Origin of the sequence: Mycobacterium bourgelatii (assembly GCF_010723575.1) — a bacterium.
GTDB lineage: Bacteria > Actinomycetota > Actinomycetes > Mycobacteriales > Mycobacteriaceae > Mycobacterium > Mycobacterium bourgelatii.
The window spans coordinates 1,750,188-1,770,972 of the sequence record NZ_BLKZ01000001.1; the positions used below are offsets into that span (position 1 = coordinate 1,750,188).

General features: G+C 72.0%; 11 protein-coding genes and 2 tRNA genes. 7 read left to right on the forward strand and 6 right to left on the reverse strand.

Annotated elements, in window-relative coordinates; translation table 11 throughout:
* The first annotated feature begins 201 nt into the window (after positions 1-201).
* Together serA and G6N68_RS07935 are read left to right on the forward strand one after the other, a co-directional pair.
* Positions 202-1,788, forward strand: coding sequence for a phosphoglycerate dehydrogenase (gene serA / locus G6N68_RS07930; RefSeq protein WP_163710067.1), 1,587 nt, complete (start codon positions 202-204; stop codon positions 1,786-1,788).
* A gap of 49 nt (positions 1,789-1,837) precedes the next feature.
* On the forward strand, positions 1,838-2,848 hold the full coding sequence (locus G6N68_RS07935) for a 3-isopropylmalate dehydrogenase (protein WP_163710070.1): 1,011 nt from the start codon (positions 1,838-1,840) through the stop codon (positions 2,846-2,848).
* Here the strand turns inward: G6N68_RS07935 and G6N68_RS07940 are convergent.
* Positions 2,832-4,124, reverse strand: coding sequence for an MFS transporter (locus G6N68_RS07940; protein ID WP_163710073.1), 1,293 nt, complete (start codon positions 4,122-4,124; stop codon positions 2,832-2,834). The two genes, G6N68_RS07935 and G6N68_RS07940, sit on opposite strands and share 17 nt — an antisense overlap.
* A gap of 118 nt (positions 4,125-4,242) precedes the next feature.
* Between G6N68_RS07940 and G6N68_RS07945 the strand changes: the two genes are divergently transcribed.
* From G6N68_RS07945 to G6N68_RS07955, 3 genes are all read left to right on the forward strand, one after another.
* Positions 4,243-5,040 (forward strand): fumarylacetoacetate hydrolase family protein, encoded by a 798-nt coding sequence (locus G6N68_RS07945; protein ID WP_163710076.1) that lies wholly within the window; start codon positions 4,243-4,245, stop codon positions 5,038-5,040.
* Positions 5,037-6,509: a glutamate--tRNA ligase gene (gltX, locus tag G6N68_RS07950; protein ID WP_163710079.1), complete on the forward strand. Its 1,473-nt coding sequence runs from the start codon at positions 5,037-5,039 to the stop codon at positions 6,507-6,509. The genes G6N68_RS07945 and gltX overlap by 4 nt, the downstream gene beginning before the upstream one ends.
* 105 nt (positions 6,510-6,614) lie before the next feature.
* Positions 6,615-6,686: transfer RNA gene (locus G6N68_RS07955), tRNA-Gln, on the forward strand.
* Between the two features lie 69 nt (positions 6,687-6,755).
* On the opposite strand, the gene G6N68_RS07960 is transcribed toward G6N68_RS07955, so the two are convergent.
* Entirely contained in the window at positions 6,756-8,072 is a 1,317-nt protein-coding gene (locus tag G6N68_RS07960) for an ISL3 family transposase (RefSeq protein ID WP_163710082.1), read from the reverse strand.
* Between the two features lie 141 nt (positions 8,073-8,213).
* Between G6N68_RS07960 and G6N68_RS07965 the strand changes: the two genes are divergently transcribed.
* Positions 8,214-8,286 (forward strand) — tRNA-Glu (locus G6N68_RS07965).
* A gap of 94 nt (positions 8,287-8,380) precedes the next feature.
* Here G6N68_RS07965 and G6N68_RS07970 read toward each other — a convergent pair.
* Both G6N68_RS07970 and G6N68_RS32325 read right to left on the reverse strand, forming a co-directional pair.
* Positions 8,381-8,881 (reverse strand): pyridoxamine 5'-phosphate oxidase family protein, encoded by a 501-nt coding sequence (locus tag G6N68_RS07970; protein WP_163710086.1) that lies wholly within the window; start codon positions 8,879-8,881, stop codon positions 8,381-8,383.
* A 73-nt stretch (positions 8,882-8,954) separates the two neighbouring features.
* Complete coding sequence (locus G6N68_RS32325) at positions 8,955-10,925, reverse strand: hypothetical protein (RefSeq protein ID WP_163710088.1); 1,971 nt, start codon at positions 10,923-10,925, stop codon at positions 8,955-8,957.
* Position 10,926: 1 nt separating this feature from the next.
* Between G6N68_RS32325 and G6N68_RS32330 the strand changes: the two genes are divergently transcribed.
* Positions 10,927-11,556 carry a hypothetical protein gene (locus G6N68_RS32330; protein WP_163710092.1) on the forward strand — a complete coding sequence of 210 codons (630 nt, stop codon included), beginning with the start codon at positions 10,927-10,929 and terminating at the stop codon, positions 11,554-11,556.
* A 1,656-nt stretch (positions 11,557-13,212) separates the two neighbouring features.
* Here G6N68_RS32330 and G6N68_RS07985 read toward each other — a convergent pair.
* Positions 13,213-16,095, reverse strand: a complete 2,883-nt coding sequence (locus G6N68_RS07985) for a PE family protein (protein ID WP_163710095.1) — start codon at positions 16,093-16,095, stop codon at positions 13,213-13,215.
* A gap of 373 nt (positions 16,096-16,468) precedes the next feature.
* The gene (locus G6N68_RS07990; RefSeq protein WP_163710098.1) at positions 16,469-20,785 is read right to left on the reverse strand and encodes a PE family protein; all 4,317 of its coding nucleotides are present in this window, start codon (positions 20,783-20,785) and stop codon (positions 16,469-16,471) included.

Below are 20,785 nucleotides of genomic sequence, written 5' to 3' on the forward strand. Positions count from 1 at the left end.
TCCGCCGCGCTCGCGATCCCCGCGGGGCCGATGGCGGCGACCCGCTTCGCCCGGCTCCGCCGCGCTCGCGATCCCCGCGGGGTCGATGGCGGCGACCCGCTTCGCCCGGCTCCGCCGCGCTCGCGATCCCCGCGGGGTCGATGGCGGCGACCCGCTTCGCCCGGCTCCGCCGCGCTCGCGATCCCCGACTACGCTGTCCGCGTGAACCTGCCTGTTGTTTTGATCGCCGACAAACTTGCCGAATCAACCGTCGCTGCCCTGGGAGACCAGGTTGAGGTGCGCTGGGTAGATGGTCCGGACCGGGAAAAGCTGCTGGCCGCGGTGCCCGAAGCAGACGCACTCCTGGTGCGCTCCGCAACCACCGTTGACGCTGAGGTATTGGCCGCAGCCCCCAAGCTGAAGATCGTTGCCCGGGCCGGCGTCGGGCTGGACAACGTCGACGTCGACGCTGCCACCGCCCGCGGTGTGCTGGTGGTCAATGCCCCGACCTCCAACATCCACAGCGCCGCCGAACACGCGATCGCGTTGCTGCTGGCCGCTGCCCGACAGATCCCGGCCGCTGACGCGACCTTGCGCGAGCGCACCTGGAAGCGGTCGAAGTTCTCTGGCACCGAAATCTTCGGCAAGACCGTCGGCGTGGTCGGGCTGGGCCGGATCGGTCAGCTGGTCGCCCAGCGCATCGCGGCCTTCGGCGCCCACATCGTCGCCTACGACCCATACGTCTCGTCGGCCCGCGCCGCCCAACTGGGCATCGAACTGCTATCCCTGGACGAGCTTTTGGCTCAGGCCGACTTCATCTCGGTGCACCTGCCGAAGACCCCAGAAACGGCGGGCCTGATCGACAAGGAGGCGCTGGCCAAGACCAAGCCCGGCGTCATCATCGTCAACGCCGCCCGAGGCGGCCTGGTGGACGAGGCGGCCCTCGCCGAAGCCATCAACAGCGGTCACGTGCGTGGCGCGGGTCTCGACGTGTTCGCAACCGAACCCTGCACCGACAGCCCCCTGTTCGACCTGCCGCAGGTAGTGGTCACGCCGCACCTCGGCGCGTCCACCGGTGAGGCTCAGGATCGCGCCGGCACCGACGTCGCCGAAAGCGTGCGGCTGGCACTTGCCGGCGAGTTCGTTCCCAACGCCGTCAACGTCGGCGGTGGAGCGGTCAGCGAGGAGGTGGCGCCCTGGCTGGATCTGGTGCGCAAGCTCGGCGTGCTGGTGGCCGCGCTGGCCGACGAACTGCCCGTGTCGTTGACGGTTCAGGTGCGTGGTGAGCTGGCCGCCGAGGAGGTCGAGGTACTCAAGCTGTCGGCGTTACGCGGGCTCTTCTCGGCGGTGATCGAGGACCCGGTGACGTTCGTCAATGCGCCGGCACTGGCCGCCGAACGTGGAGTCACCGCCGAGATCACCAAGGCCAGCGAGAGCCCCAACCACCGCAGCGTGGTCGATGTGCGTGGCGTTGCCGCCGACGGCTCGGTCGTCAACGTCGCCGGCACGCTGTCCGGTCCGCAGTTGGTCGAGAAGATCGTGCAGATCAACGGCCGCAACTTCGACCTGCGTGCGCAGGGGACGAACCTGGTGATCAACTACGCCGACCAACCCGGTGCCCTGGGCAAGATCGGTACCTTGCTGGGTTCGGCGGGGGTGAACATCCAGGCCGCGCAGCTGTCCGAGGACACCGAAGGGGACAACGCCACGATCCTGCTGCGGCTGGACCAGGATGTGCCCGAAAGCGTGCGGTCGGAGATCGCGACGGCCGTCGGCGCCAACAAGCTCGAAGTGGTTGACCTGTCGTGACGCGGACTGGCGACGACGCAACGCGCAGCATTGACGAGGAGCGAATCCGATGAAGTTGGCGGTTATTGCCGGCGACGGCATCGGCCCCGAGGTCATAGCCGAGGCGATCAAGGTCCTCGACGCCGTGCGGCCGGGCGTGGAAAAGACCGAATATGACCTGGGCGCCCGGCGGTTCCACGCGACCGGCGAAGTGCTTCCGGAGTCGGTGGTTCCCGAGCTGCGGGAGCACGACGCCATCCTGCTCGGGGCGATCGGCGACCCGTCGGTCCCCAGCGGTGTGCTGGAGCGCGGTCTGTTGCTGCGCATGCGGTTCGAGTTGGACCACCACGTCAACCTGCGACCGTCCCGTCTGTACCCGGGGGTGAGCAGCCCGCTGGCCGGCAACCCGGACATCGACTTCGTGGTGGTGCGTGAGGGAACCGAGGGCCCCTACACGGGCAACGGAGGCGCCATTCGCGTCGGCACCCCCAACGAGGTCGCCACCGAGGTCAGCGTCAACACCGCCTTCGGGGTGCGTCGCGTCGTGGTCGACGCGTTCGAACGGGCCCAGCGGCGTCGCAAGCACCTCACGCTGGTGCATAAGACCAACGTGCTGACGTTCGCCGGGAGCTTGTGGCTGCGGACCGTTCAGGAGGTCGGCGCGCAGTACCCCGACGTCGAGGTGGCCTACCAGCACGTCGACGCGGCCACCATCTACCTGGTCACCGATCCGGGACGCTTCGACGTGATCGTCACCGACAACCTGTTCGGCGACATCATCACCGACCTGGCCGCCGCGGTGTGCGGTGGCATCGGCCTGGCCGCCAGCGGAAACATCGACGCCACCCGCACCAACCCGTCGATGTTCGAGCCGGTGCACGGCAGCGCCCCCGACATCGCCGGGCAGGGGATCGCGGATCCGACGGCGGCGGTCATGTCCGTTGCGCTGCTGCTGGCGCACCTCGGCGACCATGACGCCGCCGCCAGGGTGGACAAGGCCGTCGAGACATATCTGGCCAGCCGCGGTGACCAACGGCTCAGCACCACCGAGGTGGGCGAGCGGATCAGGGCGTCGCTGTAGACGCGTCGTCGGAAGGACCCCGTCGCGCTCGAGAGACCGACTGCTTCAGGCGATGGCGGCGGACGGATTGGAGGCGCGCTCTGGTCTCCAGGCCGGGTGGCTGCATTCTGGTGGGTACCAACGGCACCGCCGCCAGCGGGAACAAACCGCACAGGCCCCACGCCAGCGGGTAGGCGGAGGCGCTGATCAGCGCCCCGAACAGCGGCGGCCCAGCCGCGGCCACCAGCCGCTGCGTGGTGTTCTGGATGCCCAATGCTCGGCCGCTCCAGTAAGGCCCGGCGTATTCGGTGATGGCCGTGGCCGACAAACCGTTGTCTAGCACCGCGATCACCGAAACGGCGATCATGAGCAGTACGTCGAAGCGGGAATCGACGTAGTCGCTCAGGCAAAGGAGAAACAACGTCACAGCGGAGGCGACGGCGATGACGCGGACCGGGCGCATACGCGAGCCAACGTGATCGGACCAGCGGCCGACCGCGATGCGGCCCCCTGCGCCCAATAGCTGCGCGACGGTTACCAGGAGGCCCGCCGCCGCGACCGGCCAATGATGGTGGTTGATGAGCCAGACCAGCATGAACGTCACGGTCACCGTCTGGGGCATCATCAGCAAGGCCGACGTGGCGTGCAGCCGCCACAATGTCGACGATCCACGGTAGGGGCTGGCGAGCTCCTCGTCGGTGGCCACCTTGCGGGATTTGCGGGGCGGATCGGTGATGGCGACAAGGCTCGCCAGCGCCGCGACGCCGCACGCGATCGCGGGCAACATCAGCCCCGCGTACTCGCCGCGCTCGGCCAACTCGGGGATTGCCAACGCGCCGACAGCGATTCCCAGCGGCTGCGCCGTCTGGCGAATTCCCATCGCCAGTCCGCGTTGGTGCGGAGGGAACCAGCCCGAAACCAGGCGGCCGCCCGCGCTGTTCGTACTCGCCGCCCCGATACCGCCGATGAACAGGAAGACGCCGGTCCAGAACAGGGAATGCACGGATGCCGCCGCGTAGGCCCCAGCGGCTGTGATCGCCGAACCCGCAGTCATCACGATCCGTTCGCCCACGTGGTCGAGCAGATAGCCCCAGCCGATCAGCGTGACGACCATCCCCCAGCTGGGCATTGACGCCAACAGGCCCGCTTGGGTCAAGGGGATGCCGCGGGACGACTGCAGCATGGGGATCAAGAACGCGATGCCGTTGATGAAGAGGAAGGAGCTCGCTGTCACGCCCAGCGACACCGCCATGATCGACCAGCGTCGGGCGCTCGTGCTGGCCTCATCCTTGGCCATTTACCCATGCTCGCATAGCCCGACGGTGTCGCTGCTGTGCGTAGCGGGCCGTTTTGCGCCCCCGTCGCACGCCCGGCTGCGCCGCGCACGCGATTACCACCCCGCTAGGCTCATCGGAATGCGTCTTGGTCGAATCGCCAGCCCCGACGGCGTCGCGTTCGTCAGCATCGAAGGCAATCTGGACGACCCCGGCGAGCTGACGGCCCGCGAGATCGCCGAACACCCTTTCGGCACACCAACCTTCACCGGCCGCTCATGGCCGCTGGCCGATGTGCGTCTGCTGGCTCCGATACTTGCCAGCAAGGTCGTCTGCGTCGGCAAGAATTATGCCGACCACATCGCCGAAATGGGCGGACAAACGGGGCCGACACCGGCGGATCCGGTCATCTTCATGAAGCCAAACACCGCGATCATCGGGCCGAACGTGCCAATTCGCCTGCCCGCCAACGCATCACCGGTTCACTTTGAAGGCGAGCTGGCGGTCGTCATCGGCCGTGCCTGCAAGGACGTCACCGCCGCCCAGGCCGCCGACAACATCCTCGGTTACACGATCGGCAACGACGTGTCGGCGCGCGATCAGCAGAAAGCCGACGGACAGTGGACGCGGGCCAAGGGACACGACACTTTCTGCCCGATCGGTCCGTGGATCGTGACCGACGTAGATCCCGCCGACCTTGAGGTGCGCACCGAAGTCAACGGGGAGGTCAAACAAAACTCCCGCACCTCGCTGATGATTCATGACGTCGGCGCAATCGTGGAATGGATTTCGGCCGTAATGACCTTGCTGCCCGGCGATCTCATCCTCACCGGCACACCCGCAGGAGTCGGTCCCATCGAGGACGGTGACACCGTCTCCATCACCATCGAGGGCATCGGCACCCTCACCAATCCCGTCGTCCGCAAAGGAAAGTCGTGACCCGATCCTCCGACGCGAGCGTCCGAGTTCGATTCTGCCCGTCGCCCACCGGCATTCCGCATGTCGGCATGGTCCGCACCGCGCTGTTCAACTGGGCCTACGCCCGCCACACCGGCGGCACCTTCGTCTTCCGCATCGAGGACACCGACGCCCAGCGCGACAGCGAGGAAAGCTATTTGGCGCTGCTGGACGCGCTGCGCTGGCTCGGCCTGGACTGGGACGAGGGACCCGAGGTGGGCGGACCGTACGCCCCTTACCGGCAGTCGCAGCGCGGCGACCTCTACCGCGACGTGGTGGAACGACTATTGGCCGCGGGCGAGGCCTACTACGCCTTTTCCACGCCCGAAGAGGTCGAGGCCCGCCACATCGCCGCCGGCCGCAATCCCAAACTGGGCTACGACAATTTCGACCGCGACCTGACGGAATCACAGCGTGCGGCATACCTGGCCGAAGGTCGTAAGCCGGTGGTTCGGCTGCGCATGCCCGATGAAGACCTCACTTGGAACGACCTGGTGCGCGGGCCGACGACGTTCGCGGCGGGCACGGTGCCCGATTTCGCGTTGACGAGGGCGAACGGAGATCCGTTGTACACCTTGGTCAACCCGTGCGACGACGCATTGATGAAGATCACACACGTGCTGCGCGGCGACGACCTGCTGCCCTCGACACCGCGGCAGCTCGCGCTGTATCAGGCGTTGATCCGGATCGGCGTTGCCGAATGGACGCCGGAATTCGCCCATCTGCCCACGGTATTGGGGGAGGGGACCAAGAAGCTGTCCAAGCGCGACCCGCAGTCGAACCTCTTCGCCCATCGCGACCGGGGCTTCATCCCCGAAGGTCTGCTGAATTATCTTGCGCTGCTTGGTTGGGCGATCGCCGACGATCGCGATCTGTTCACCCTCGACGAGATGGTGGCCGCGTTCGATGTGGTCAACGTCAACTCCAACCCGGCCCGATTCGATCAGAAGAAGGCCGACGCGATCAACGCCGAGCACATTCGGCGTCTTGACGTCAGTGATTTCACCAACAGGCTGCGCGACTTCATTGAGGCACACGGCCATCACCTCGAGTTGGACCCAACGGGTTTTGCGGTCGCCGCCGAACTGGTCCAGACGCGCATCGTCGTGCTCAGCGACGCCTGGAACCTGCTGAAGTTCCTCAACGATGACGAGTACGCGATCGACCCGAAGGCCGCTTCCAAGGAATTGGGTCCGGATGCTCGTCCGGTGCTAGATGCGGCGATCGCCGCGCTGGATGGCGTGGCGGAGTGGACGACCGCGCACATCGAGGAGGCCCTCAAGGCGGCACTGATCGAGAAATTGGAGCTCAAGCCGCGTAAGGCGTTCGGTCCGATTCGGGTGGCCGCCACCGGAACAACGGTCAGTCCACCGCTGTTTGAATCGCTGGAACTACTCGGGCGTGATCGCAGCTTGAACCGACTGCGTGCCGCGCGCGACGAGGCCTCCTGAATCTTTGGTAGTCTGCACAGCGGCTTACAACGGCTGGGATAGCGCCCCGAGGACGCGGGTTTTGTACCGTACAATGGGTTCTGACCAGCTGTTTTAGGCTGCCGATGGGGTATGGTGTAATTGGCAACACAGCTGATTCTGGTTCAGCCATTCTAGGTTCGAGTCCTGGTACCCCAGCAAAGTCTCCTGACGCCCAGCGGATGTTGTGTGATTAGGGGCGCTTCGGATTCTGCCGGGGTGCTGTGTTCATCGGACGACGATGGATGTCAGGACGCGCCAGTTGGGCTTGCCGGCGTAGAGCAGTGCTCGGACGCGGTAGTTCTCGAAGTTGGTGAAGCCGTAGCCGATGCGTTTGATGCGTTTGATCAGGTTGTTTAGGGCTTCGGTGGGTCCATTGCTGACGCGGGCGATGTGGAAGTTGCAGATCTTGTCGAACCAGGCTTTGAAGGTGCGGGCGAGTTTGTTCAGTTCGGGCGGCAGGCTCGGGCGTAGGCAGTGGTCGATCAGTTCGGAGAGCATCGTGCGGGCGGTGCGGATGTCTGTGCAGCGGTAGAACTCGCGCAGTCGTTCTTTGACCCGGTAGGCCAGGGCGACTTCGCCGCGGGGATCACCCAGTTGCAGGAGAGAACTCAGGCGTTGGGTGGCCTTGGCATCGAGGCGTTCTTCACCGGTGAGCAGTAACCGGCGGACCCGGTAGAGAGGGTCGTGGCGGCGGCCGCGGTGACCCTTTGTTTCACGCTGCACGCGTCGTCGAATCTCGTCGAGGGCCCGGTTGGCCAGTTGCACGCAGTGGAAAGGATCGACGACCTGCTGGGCGCGGGGCAGCATCACCGTGTAGACCGCGGCGTAGGTCGCCGACATGTCCAGGGCGCCGAAGCGGATGCGGTGTTTCCAGGCCAGGGGTTGTCGGTCGATCCAGCCGGCGACATCGACATAGCTTCGGGTGGGCAGGATCTCGATGATCTGGTGGTTGGCGACATCAGCGACGGTGGTCGCATAACAACGGCCCCGGCGGCTGCACAGTTTCACAAAAGAGGTCTCGTCCAAGCCGATCGCGGATGTGGCGTTGAGGCGACGCCGGTCGGCAGCAAGCAGCGCCCGACCGTAGGTCATGACCGCGTCGTTGACGGTGTGCCAATCGCAGGACAACTCACTGGCGACATCGGAGACCGCACGACCGGTCCCGACCTGCATGGTCGCCCATTTGGCACAACGGGTCGTCAGCAGGCAGTTCTTGGCCGCGATGCGATGGTCGGCACTGGTCCAACTCGTCCCCGCGCAGTCGGTTCGCCGGCAGATCAAACGGTGCTTGCGCCACGCCAGACGCATCGGCTGGCCATAGACGGGCAGGTCGACATAGCGCACGATCGGCCGCTCCTTGATCCGGCCGGCGCCCCCGCATGTCGGGCATAACCGCTCAACGACGGCCTGCTCGATCTCCAGCTCGACATCGGGACCGATACGTCGATAGGCCAGGACGCGGACATCCTTGAGCCCGACCAGGGCTTCGACGATCTGACTAGGCTCATAACGGACGAAGGTGCTTTTGAATTTGATGGTCACGCTTCAAAGACTCAGGCACCTTCGTCCCTACAACCGCAGGGCACGCCGACCCTAGAGCCAGCACCGGACCCCGCTGGAATCCGAAGAGCCTGATTAGGTGGGCTTACGGGCGTGAGCTATGCTGACTGCTCGGATCGGTCCGGCCCCGTCGTCTAGCGGCCTAGGACGCCGCCCTCTCACGGCGGTAGCGTGGGTTCGAATCCCATCGGGGCTACAAATGTATTGACCAGACGCAAAATCCCCCAATTTCGTTGGGGGATTTCGCGTCTGCTCGCCGGGCTAGCGCGGCCGCCGCGGCCGGCCGGGCTCTATTGCGCGGCCGGTGCGGTCGAGCCGCCCACCGGCATGGGCGGGAGGCCGAGCTTGCTGTGGTCCCAGGAGCGGGTGCGGCGGCTGACGATGCGCACAGCGACCCGTTTGTTCATCATCTGGTCGACGAAGGGCTTCATCTCGTCGGTGTACGGCCCGGTGTAGCGCTCCCAGACGCTGACTCCGACTCGGTGCAGGGTTTCTGGATCGTCGACGATCTCGGCGACGCCTTCGAAGGAGACCCCGCGGAGGGTGTCATAGGTGTGGCCACCCTCGATCAGGAAGCTGACCCGCGGATCCCTTTTGATGTTGACGGCCTTTTGTGACTTCACTTTGGTTTCCAGCCAGATTTCACCGTCGAGCACGCCGTACCACATCGCCGTCAGGTGCGGCTGGCCATCGGGGCCGATGGTGGCCAGTGTGCCGGTGCGGCTGGTGGCGACGAAGTCGGCGATCTCAGCCTCGGACATGACGATAAGCGCGCGCTGATTGGTTCCCATGGCGTCAGTTTGTCAGGCGGTCGCCGGGACGATCCGTGGTGGGCTGGCGCAAACCTGAGTGCGAATCGCTGGTTCAATCATTGTCGCTGTCGTCGCTGCCGCCGGCACCACCCGCGCCGCCGTCGCCCCCTCCGCCGCCAAATGCATAGAGGTTGTTGAAGCCGGCCTTCCCGGTGTCGCCCGCGTCACCCAATACACCCGTGCCGCTCGTGCCCCCAGTGCCTCCTGTGCCGCCGCTGCCGCCATCGCCGCCGATGTCGTCGCCGACGACAACGTCGGGGCCGCTGCTGCCGCCGTGGCCGCCCTTGCCGCCGGTCCCGCCGTCACCACCGGCGTCGGTGCCGGCACCGTCACCGCCGCCACCACCATTGCCGCCGACCCCGCCGTTGCCGCCGTCGCCACCCCAGGAGAGGGTCCCACCGGTGCCGCCCTCGCCGCCGTCACCGCCGGCGCCTCCGCCACCGCCGGCGCCGCCTTTGCCGCTGGTGCCGGTAGCATCACCGCCGGCGCCGCCCGCGCCGCCGGTGCCGCCCCGGCCGGCGAGGCCCCCTCTGTTGCTCGAGCCACTGCCGCCGCTGCCGCCGGTGCCGCCGCCACCGCCCGTGCCGCCGACGCCGCCCGTACCGCCGGCGCCGGCGTCGCCGGTGCCGCTGTTGTTGCCCCCGGCGCCGCCTTGGCCACCGGCACCGGCGTGGCCGCCGCGGCCGCCGGCACCACCGGAGACGTTGCCGCCGTGGCCCCCGTGGCCCCCGGAACCGCCTTTGCCGCCAGTGCCGCCGCTGCCGCCCGTGCCGCTGCCGGTGGCCTCCCCGCCCACGCCGCCGGCGCCGCCCGTACTGCCGCCACCGCCCTTGCCGCCGTCCTGTGCGCCCCTGCTGTCGCCGCCGATTCCGCCCGTGCCGCTGTTGCCGCCGTTGCCGCCGTTGCCGCCGTTACCGGTGCCGTTGCCAATACCACCGGCACCGCCTTTGCCGCCAGCGCCGCTGGCGCCACCGGTGCCGCCGTGGTAGCCAGCGGTGTCGGCGTTGCTACCGTTGCCGCCGTTGCCGCCGTTTCCGCCGCGACCGCCATTGCCCCCGGAGCCCCCGCCAGTTCCGCCGTCGCCGCCAGCGCCACCGAGGCCTCCGGCGCCTCCCACGCCGCCGTCGTCTCCGTCGGTGAAGATCGGGACATTGCGCCCGGCGCCGCCGACCCCGCCCGTTCCGCCGTTACCGCCGTTGCCGCCGGTGCCGCCGCCGACGTCGCCGATGCCGGCTCCACCCTTGCCGCCGTTTCCGCCATTACCGCCGCCGCCGCCTGCGCCGGTGTTATTTGCCCCTTGGCCGCCGTTTCCGCCGCGACCGCCGTTGCCGCCGGTGCCGCCGGTGCCGACGGTGCCGTCATTCCCGCCATCGGTTCCCGTGCCGGCCGCCCCGGCACCACCGCCGGTGCCGCCCGAGCCGCCATTGGCGCCCTTGCCATTGCTGGTGTTGTTGCCGCCGTTTCCGCCATTGCCACCGGCGCCGCCGTCGCCGCCGGTCCCGCCCTGGCCGCCGCCGATCCCGCCGATGCCCGCACCTCCGGCGCCGCCTTGGCCGCCTTGGCCGCCTTGGCCGCCTTGGCTGCCTTGGCCGCCTTGGCTGCCGGCGATGGGGGAGTTGCCGCTGGCGCCGCTGCCGCCGGTGAAGCCTTTCCCGCCGGTGCCGCCGGTGCCGCCGTCACCGCCGGTGCCGATGCTGCCGCCGGCGCCGCCGTCGGTTCCGGTGCCAGCCGCCCCGGCGGTGCCGCCGGTGCCGCCTTGGCCACCGTTTCCACCCAGGCCGCTGGTGCCGGTGTTGTCACCGCCGTTGCCGCCGGTGCCGCCGTTGCCGCCCTGGCCGCCCTGGCCGCCATTGCCGCCGTGCGCGCCATTGCCGTCGCCTTTGCCGCCATCGCCGCCCAGGCCGCCGGCGCCGCCCTGTCCGCCTTGGCCGCCGTGGGTGGGGGTGCTGCCGCTGACGCCGTTGCGGCCTTGCCCGCCTTGCCCGCCGGTGCCGCCGGTGCCTCCGTCGCCGCCGAAGCCCATGGTGCCTGACGCGCCACCGTCGGTCCCGGCGCCGGCCGCCCCGGCGCTACCGCCGGTCCCGCCCCGGCCGCCGTTTCCGCCGGGCTGGCCCGAGCTGCCGGCACCCGGACCGCCGTTGCCGCCGTTGCCGCCGGTGCCGCCCTCGCCGCCGTTGCCGCCGTTGCCGCCGCCGCCGCCGATTCCCGCGCCGCCGGCGCCGCCTTGGCCGCCTCCGCCCCCCTTGCCGCCTTGGCTGCCGGCGGTGGGAAATCCGCTGCCGCCGTCAGTGCCGGCTCTACCCTGCTGGCCCTGTCCGCCGTCGCCGCCGTTGCCGCCATTGCCGCCGTTGCCGCCGGCGCCATCCGCGCCGCCGTCGGTTCCGCTGCCGCCGGAGCCGGCCGTGCCGCCCGTGCCGCCGTTGCCGCCGCTGGCCCCGGAGCCTGCGGTGATGGCGGTGGAGATGCCGGTGTGGTCGCCGCCGTCGCCGCCGGTGCCACCGGCTCCGCCGATGCCGCCTTGGCCGCCGTTGCCCCCGTGCGCGCCGTTGCCGTCGCCGGCGCCGCCGGTGCCGCCTTTGCCGCCGGCGCCGCCCTGGCCGCCCTGGTCGCCGGCGGTGGGCGAGCTGCTACTGGCGCCGTTGCTGCCGGTGTAGCCTTTCCCGCCGTTACCGCCGGTGCCGCCGTCGCCGCCGGTGCCGACGCTGCCGATGGCGCCGCCGTCGGTGCCGGCGCCGGCCCCGGCGGAGCCGCCGGTGCCGCCTTAGCCACCGCTTCCTCCCAGGCCGTTGGTGCCGGTGTTGTCACCGCCGGTGCCTCCGGTGCCGCCGATGCCGCCGATGCCGCCCTTGCCGCCGGCGCCGCCGTGCGCGTTGCCGTCGCCGACTCCGCCGTCGCCGCCTTGGCCCCCTCGGCCGCCCTGGCCGCCCTGCACGCCCGCGGTCGGCGAAGTGCCGGTCGTGCCGTCGGCCCCTTGCCCGCCCTGTCCGCCGGTGCCGCCGGTCCCGCCGGTGCCGCCGGTGCCGACTGTGCCCACCGCGCCGTCGTCGGTTCCGTTCCCGGCCGCGCCGGCGGCGCCGCCGGTGCCGCCTTTGCCGCCGTCGAAGCCGTCGGCTCCGGGCTGGGCGTTGCCGCCATCGCCGCCGGTGCCGCCTTGACCGCCGATGCCGCCGGTGCCGCCTTGGCCGCCGCCGACCCCATTGATGCCCTTGCCGCCGTCGCCGCCTTGGCCGCCCCGGCCTCCGGTGCCGCCCTGGAAACCGGGGCCGCTGGAATTGGACTGGCCCTGTCCGCCCTGCCCGCCGTTGCCGCCGGTCCCGCCGGTGCCGCCGGTGCCGCCAGTGCCGCCGGTGCCGATGCTGCCGCCGGAGCCGCCGTCGGTTCCCACGCCAGCCGTCCCGGCGGTGCCGCCGGTGCCGCCTTGGCCTCCGTTTCCACCCAGGCCGCTGGTGCCGGTGTTGTCACCGCCAGTGCCGCCGGTACCGCCGATGCCGCCCATGCCGCCCTTGCCGCCGGCGCCGCCGTGTGCACCGTTGCCGTCACCCGCCCCGCCGGCGCCACCTTGGCCGCCGTCGCCGCCCTGGCCGCCCTGCTCACCGGTGGTGGGGGATTCTCCGCTGGCGCCATCGCTGCCTTGCCCACCCTGCCCGCCGGTGCCGCCGTCACCGCCGGTACCGCCGGTACCGAGCGCGCCAGCTACGCCGCCATCGGTTCCGTTGCCGGCGGCGCCAGCACCACCGCCGGTGCCGCCCCGGCCGCCGGTTCCGCCGCGCTCGCCCGCCAACCCTTCGCCGCCGGTGCCGCCGATGCCGCCTTGACCACCGATACCGCCAATACCACCCTGGCCGCCGCCGATCCCACTGATGCCCTCGCCGCCGTCGCCGCCTTGGCCGCCTTGGCCCCCCATGCCGCCCTGTGAACCTGCAGTCGGAGATAAACCGTCGGCGCCGGTCATGCCCTGCTGGCCCTGCCCGCCGTTGCCGCCGTTGCCGCCGATGCCGCCGTTGCCGCCGGCGCCATCCGCGCCGCCGTCGGTTCCGCTGCCGCCGCCGACCGACCGCCGCCGCCTTGCCGCCTTTCCCCGCTGGCCTGCGGTGATGGCGGTGGAGATGCCGGTGTGGTCGCCGCCGTCGCCGCCGGTGCCACCGGCTCCGCCGACGCCGCCGACGCCGCCGTTGCCCCCGTGCGCGCCGTTGCCGTCGCCGGCGCCGCCGGTGCCGCCTTTGCCGCCGGCGCCGCCCTGGCCGCCCTGGTCGCCGGCGGTGGGCGAGCTGCTGCTGACACCGGTGCTGCCGGTGTAGCCTTTCCCGCCGTTACCGCCGGTGCCGCCGTCGCCGCCGGTGCCGACGCTGCCGATGGCGCCGCCGTCGGTGCCCGACGGCCGAGACCGGTGCCACCGCCACCGCTCCCAGGCCGCTGGTGCCGGTGTTGTCACCGCCGGTGCCTCCGGTGCCGCCGATGCCGCCGATGCCGCCCTTGCCGCCGGCGCCACCGTGCGCGCCGTTTCCGTCGCCGACTCCGCCGTCGCCGCCTTGGCCCCCTCGGCCGCCCTGGCCGCCCTGCACGCCCGCGGTCGGCGAAGTGCTGGTCGTGCCGTCGGCCCCTTGCCCGCCCTGTCCGCCGGTGCCGCCGGTCCCGCCGGTGCCGCCGGTGCCGATGCTTCCGTTGGCGCCGCCGTCGGTTCCGGTGCCGGCCGCGCCGGCGGTGCCTCCGGTGCCGCCTTTGCCGCCGTCGAAGCCGTCGGCTCCGGGCTGGGCGTTGCCGCCGTCGCCGCCGGTGCCGCCTTGGCCGCCGATGCCGCCGGTGCCGCCTTGGCCGCCGCCGATCCCGTTGATGCCTTTGCCGCCGTCGCCGCCTTGGCCGCCGCGGCCTCCGGTGCCGCCCTGGAAACCGGGGCCGCTGGAATTGGACTGGCCCTGTCCGCCCTGCCCGCCGTTGCCGCCGTTGCCAATGTTTCCGTCGACGCCTCCGTCGGTTCCGAGTCCGCCAATTCCGGCGGCGCCCCCTGTGCCGCCTTTGCCGCCGTCGAAGCCGTCGGCCCCGGGCTGGGCGTTGCCGCCGTCGCCGCCGGTGCCGCCTTGACCGCCGATGCCGCCGGTGCCGCCCTGGCCGCCGCCGATCCCGTTGATGCCTTTGCCGCCGTCGCCGCTTTGGCCGCCGCGGCCTCCGGTGCCACCCTGGAAACCGGTGCCGCTGGCGCTGGGCAGGGCCTGTCCGCCCTGCCCGCCGTTGCCGCCGGTCCCGCCGGTCCCGCCAGTGCCGATGCTTCCGTCGGCGCCGCCGTCGGTTCCGAGTCCGCCAAATCCGGCGGTGCCCCCTGTGCCGCCTTTGCCGCCGTCGCCGCCGACTCCAGCGGCAGCGGCGGTGCTGGTGTTGGCGCCGCCGGTGCCGCCTTGGCCGCCTTGGCCGCCGATGCCACCGGTGCCGCCCTGGCCGCCGCCAATGCCGCCGATGCCGTTGCCGCCGGCGCCACCTTGACCGCCTTGGCCACCTTGGCCGCCCTGGCTGCCGCCCGTGGGTGATTCTCCGTCAACGCCCGAAAGGCCTTGTCCGCCTTGTCCGCCTTGTCCGCCTTGCCCGCCTTGCCCGCCGACGCCGTTCTTGCCACCCGCGCCGGCGAGTCCGGCCTGGCCGCCCGCGCCCCCGGTTCCGCCGATACCACCCTGCTCGGGGCCGTCGGTTTCCGTGGCATCGGCCCCGGCCGCGCCCGTACCGCCGGTGCCGCCGGTGCCGCCGCTGCCGCCGTTGCCGCCGGGGCCGCCGGCGGATCCGCCAGCCCCGCCATTACCGCCGGAAAAGGCGTTGGTTCCGGTGGCGTCACCGCCGCGCCCGCCGTTCCCTCCGTCGCCACCGAGTCCGGGGTTGCCCGCGCGGCCACCGGGACCGCCCGACAGCCCGGCAAGGCCCGGGGCGCCGCCGGTGCCCCCGATGCCCCCGTTACCGCCGGCGCCGCCTTCGGGCGCGCCCGATCCTCCATCTCCGCCGGTGCCCCCGGTGCCGCCATTGCCTCCGTTACCACCGTTACCGCTAATGCCGCCATTCGGTGCAGCCCCACCCGTACCGCCCTGGCCGCCCTGCCCGCCGGTGATGCCCTGGCCCCCGGTCGCTCCGGTGCCTGCCACCGCAGAGATGCCGGCGGTAGCGTTGCCGCCGTTTCCACCGGTGCCCCCGGTGCCACCGGCGCCCGGGGTTCCCGCCTGCCCGGCGGGCGTGACTAATCCGCCGGCACCTCCGGCGCCGCCCTGGCCTGCGGCCCCTCCGGTGCCCCCGGTCCCACCGGTACCGGGGGAGAGGCCGTCGCCGCCATTTCCGCCGATCCCGCCGGTGCCGCCGGATCCGCCCGGACCTCCCGGCCCGCCCTTGCCGAACAGCAGTGGGGCCTGGCCTCCGGGTCCGCCGTCGCCTCCTGGGCCACCGGTGAAGCCGATGCCGCCTTGGGTGTCGGCTGGGCCGCTGACACCGTTGCCGCCTTGGCCGCCCATGCCGCCGGCTCCGCCGGCGCCGCCGTTGGTGAACCATCCGCCGGGCCCGCCGGCCCCTCCGGCGCCGCCGGCGCCACCGATGCCGGTGGGGTTGTCGGTGCCGATACCTCCGGCACCGCCCGCCCCGCCGAATCCCATCAGCAGCCCAGCGGCCCCGCCGTTGCCGCCGCGCGCGCCGCCGATCCCACCGGCCCCACCGGCCCCACCATTGCCGATCAACAACCCGGCGGCACCGCCATCACCGCCGGGTTGGCCGGGCGCACCTGCCGCGCCGTTGCCGCCGTTGCCGATCAGCAGCCCGCCGGCACCGCCGTTGCCGCCTGCGGTGGTGGCGTGGGCTCCGTCGCCAATCAACGGACGCCCCAGCAGCGCCTGGGTCGGGGCGTTGATTACCCCCAGCACGGCTTGCTCGACGGCTTGTAGCGGAGAGACGTTGGTCCCTTCGGCGGTTGCGTAGGCGCGGCCCGCGGCGGACAGGTGTTGCATGAATTCGTCATGGAGCAGGGCGGCTCGGGCGGCCGCGGCCTGGTAGGCCTGGGCATGCTGCCCGAATAGCGCAGCGATGGTCACCGACACCTCGTCTTGGGCCGCCGCCAACAAACCGGTGGTCACTGATGCCGCTGTGGTGTTGGCGGTATTCAACGACGACCCAATCGAGCCCAGGCTGGCGGCGGCGGATGTCAACACCTCGGGGGTGGCGATCACGAACGACATGTGCGTTGCCTATCTCCGGTGCGAAGCGTCACCGGTTCATGCACCCGTCGTTGGACGTCACGCCAAACCCGACGCTGGGCAGCGAAACCAATCCCGCGCGGATGACAGCCCGCACGCTTGCTTGACCGCTTCTCGCCACGCGCAGGACTATCGCCTGAAAGCAATATGACAATTATTCGTCATAAAGATGACGAATATTAAATTTAGCTGAAGGTGAAAGGTCTGCACAAGGATGCGGTGAGTGGCACGAGAAGTGAGCGCGAGATCCTGGTCAAGGGAAACGCCGAGCCTCGACACTGCCGGTGTCCCACCGCAGGGCTCGAGTCGCCGCAGGGTGTTCGGGTCCATAACCCGCCACCCGATGATCCATCGATCAGAGGACGGCCTTGCTGCCTTGGCCGCCTGCGCCGCCGGTGCCGAAGAAGCCGCCTTGGGTCTTATTGTTAGGGCTGCCGGCGGAGCCGCTCTTGCCGCTTTGACCTGACAGTGGGCCGCTCTTGCCGCCGTTCCCGCCGTTGCCGCCGCTGCCGCCGTCGCCGCCCTCGCCGTCGCCGTCGCTTTTGATAAACGAACCCGGACCGCCGTTTCCGCCGTTTCCGCCGTTTCCGCCTTTGCCGCCGGTGCCGCCGTTTTCGGTAATCGGGCTGTCGCCGCCTTGCCCCCCGGCGCCTCCTATGCCGCCGTTTCCGCCGGGGCCGCCGAAGCTCTCGGCGCCGCCCGTGCCGCCTGTGCCTCCGTCGCCGGCGGCGCCGCCGTCGCCGCCGTTGCCCCCTTTGCCGCTGGGGCCGGTAGATGTGCCGCCGGCACCGCCCGCGCCGCCGGTGCCGCCCGTGGCGCCCGCGCCGCCTTGGTTTCGAGTATTGCTGCCGCCGGAGCCGCCGGTGCCGCCACCACCGCCCTTGCCGCCCGTGCCGCCGGCGCCGCCGTTACCGGCGTCGCCTGTGCCGGTGTTATTGCCTCCGGCGCCGCCCTGACCGCCAGTGCCGGCGGCGCCGCCGTTGCCGCCGCGGCCGTTTACGACGTTGCCGCCGTGGCCGCCGTGATTGCCAGCACCGCCGGCACCGCCGGCGCCGCCGTCGCCGGCGGTGCCGCTGCCGGTGGCCAAGCCGCCGTCGCCGCCGATGCCACCGGCGCCACCGGCACCGCCCTTGCCGCCAGTTCTGGCACCTCGGCTGTCGCCGCCAATGCCGCCTTGGCCGCCGGCGCCACCGGTACCGCCTTTGCCGCCGTCACCGGTGCCGTTGCCTTTGCCGCCGATGCCGCCGGCACCGCCGGTGCCACCGGCACCGCCGGTGCCGCCGTCATAGCCGGCGGTCTTGGCGTGGCCGGCGTTGCCGCCGTTGCCGGCGCTGCCGCCGGAGCCGCCGTTGCCGCCGGAGCCCCCGCCGGCTCCGCCGTCGCCGCCATTGCCCCCGGCGCCTCCCGCGCCGCCCTTGCCGCCGCTTCGTCCGTCCTTGAAAGCCGGGGCGTTTTCACCCTTGCCGCCGTTGCCGCCGTTGCCGCCCTTGCCGCCGTCGCCGCCGTTGCCACCGCCCACGCCGCCGATGCCGTCGCCGCCGGCGCCGCCGTTGCCGCCTTTGCCGCCGCTGCCGCCGGGGTCGCCGGTGCCGTCGTTGCCGCGGCCTGGGGCGCCGCTTCCGCCGTTGCCTCCGTTGCCGCCTTTGCCACCCGTGCCGACGGTGCCGTTACTTCCGCCGTCGGTTCCGACACCGGCCGCCCCGGCGGTGCCGCCGTTGCCGCCGTTGCCCCCGTTCGCACCGCTGCCGCCGGTGCTGCCTGTTTTGTTGCCGCCGTTGCCCCCGTTGCCACCGGCACCGCCGATGCCGCCCTTACCGCCGTCGCCACCGTGATTGCCGTTACCGTCGCCGGCTCCGCCATCGCCGCCCTTACCTCCGGCGCCACCTTGGCCGCCCGTCTGACCGGCTGTGGGGGAGCCGCTGTCGGTGCCGCTCGCACCGTCGCCGCCATTGCCGCCGTTGCCGCCGTTGCCGCCGTTGCCGCCGAAGCCGATGCTGCCGTTCGCGCCGCCGTCCCTTCCTACGCCGGCCGCCCCGGCCTTGCCGCCGTTGCCGCCGTTGCCACCGTCGGCGCCCTTGCCGCCGCTGCTGGTGTTGTTGCCGCCGTTGCCGCCGGCGCCGCCTTGGCCGCCGGTGCCGCCTTGGCCGCCGTTGCCGCCGTGAGCGCCTTTGCCGTCGCCGGCGCCGCCGGAGCCGCCCTGGCCCCCGGCACCGCCGTCGAAGCCCTGGCCGCCGGCGGTTGGGGCGTAGCTGTCGGAGCCATTGGCGCCTTGGCCGCCCCGCCCGCCGGTGCCGCCGGTGCCGCCGGTGCCGCCGGTGCCGATCTTGCCCTGTGTGCCACCGTCGGTTCCGGACCCAGCCGCCCCGGCGGCACCTCCGGTACCGCCGGTGCCGCCGGTTCCGCCGACTTGACCGATAGCGCCGTTGGCGCCGGTGCCGCCGGCGCCGCCCTGGCCACCGACCCCGCCGATGCCACCGTTACCGCCGCCGATTCCGGCGACCCCCTTGCCGCCGTCGCCGCCTTGGCCGCCTCGGCCTCCGTCACCGCCCTTCTGGCCGGACGCGGCCTGAGTTGGAGATCCGCTGCCTTGGCCGGACATGCCCTGCTGGCCTTGGCCACCGTTGCCGCCGGTGCCGCCCGTACCTCCGGTGCCGAGGGCGCCATCCGCGCCACCATCGGTTCCGCGCCCGCCTAGACCGGGGTCGCCGCCAGTGCCGCCTTTGCCGCCCATGCCGCCGGTACCGGCCTGCGAAGCGGTGGCGACGCCGGTGTAGTCGCCACCGGTGCCGCCGGTACCGCCCTCGCCACCGATGCCGCCCTTGCCACCGTCACCGCCGCCGATCCCGTTGATGCCCCTTCCGCCAGCGCCCCCTTTGCCGCCCTGGCCGCCCTGGGCGCCCTGGCCGCCGGCGGTGGGGGGCTCTCCGCTGGTGCCTGCTGAGCCTTTGCCGCCTTGCCCGCCTTGTCCCCCTTGTCCGCCTTGCCCGCCGATGCCGTGCTTGCCACCCGCGCCGCCGGAGAGTCCGGCCTGGCCTCCGGCGCCCCCGGTTCCGCCCGTACCACCTATGACGGGGCCGGTGGTTGTTGTGGCATCGGCGCCGGGTGCACCCATGCCGCCGGTGCCTCCGTTGCCCCCGTTGCCGCCGTTACCTCCGGGACCGCCGCCCGATCCACCGGTCCCGCCGTTGCCGCCGGCATAGGCGTTAGTCCCCGTGGCGTCGCCGCCCCGTCCGCCGGTTCCTCCGTCTCCACCGAGTCCGGGCTGGCCCACTCTCCCGCCGAGACCCCCCGACAGCCCACCTGGGCCAGGCGCACCGCCGGTGCCGCCGGTTCCGCCGTTACCGCCGGGGCCGCCGGTAGGCTCTCCAGAGCCCCCGTCCCCACCGGTGCCACCGGTGCCGCCGTTTCCACCTTTCCCGCCGTTTCCGGCGAGACCGCCGGGCAGTGCCGCCCCACCTTTACCGCCCTGGCCACCACTCCCGCCAGCGATGCCCTGGCCTCCACTGGCTCCGCTGCCTGGCTCGGCAGAGATGCCCTGGGTGCCGTTGCCCCCATTGCCACCGAGGCCCCCCGTACCGCCGGTGCCCGGGGCGCCCGCCGGACCGGCGGAGGTGAACAACCCGCCGGCGCTGCCGCCGGCGCCGCCCAGGCCGCCGATACCCCCAGTGCCCCCGGTTCCGCCGGCACCGGGGGTGATGCCGTCACCACCGTTTCCACCGGTCCCGCCGGTGCCGCCCTGGCCACCCGGTCCACCGGCCCCGGCCTGGCCGAACAGCTGCGGGGCTTGGCCTCCCGGGCCGCCGGGGCCGCCGACGCCGCCGGTGAAGCCGGTGCCGCCCTGCGTGTTGGCGGGACCATTCGCACCGATCCCGCCTTGGCCACCTTGACCGCCGGCCCCGCCGGTGCCGCCGTTGGTGAACAACCCGCCGGGCCCGCCGGCACCGCCAGCTCCGCCGGTGCCACCGATGCCCGTGGGGTTATCGGTGCCGATACCACCGCTACCGCCCGCCCCCCCGACCCCCGTCAGCAAACCGGCAGCCCCACCGTTGCCGCCGGCGCCGCCACCGGAGCCGCCGGCCCCACCGGCCCCTCCGTTGCCGAACCAGCCGGCAGGCCCTCCGTTGCCTCCTCTGCCGCCACCGGCGCCGCCGGCCCCACCGGCCCCTCCGTTGCCGAACAACCCGGCAGGCCCGCCGTCGCCGCCCGGCATGCCGGGCGCTCCCGCCGCGCCATTGCCACCGTTGCCGATCAACAACCCGCCCGCACCGCCATTGCCGCCCGGGGTGGTCGCGTTGGCCCCATCGCCGAGCAGCGGACGCCCCACCATCGCCTCGGCAGGCCCGTTGATTGCAGCCAGGGCGCTTTGCTCAAAGGCTTGCAACGGCGAAACATTAGCCGCCTCCGCCGCCGCGTATGCACCGCTCGCCGCCGACAGGCGCCCTGCAAATGCGTCGTGAAGCAGCGCGGCCTGCGTGGCCGCCGCCTGGTACGCCTTCGCATGCTGACCGAGCAGCGTCGCGATGGCCACCGACACTTCGTCCTGGGCCGCGGCCACTACGCTGGTGGTTACCGATGCCGCCGCCGTGTGGGCGGTGCTCAGCGAGGACCCCAGGGAGTTCAAGCTAGCGGCGGCGGATGTCAGCAGCTCGGGTGTGGCGATCACAAATGACAT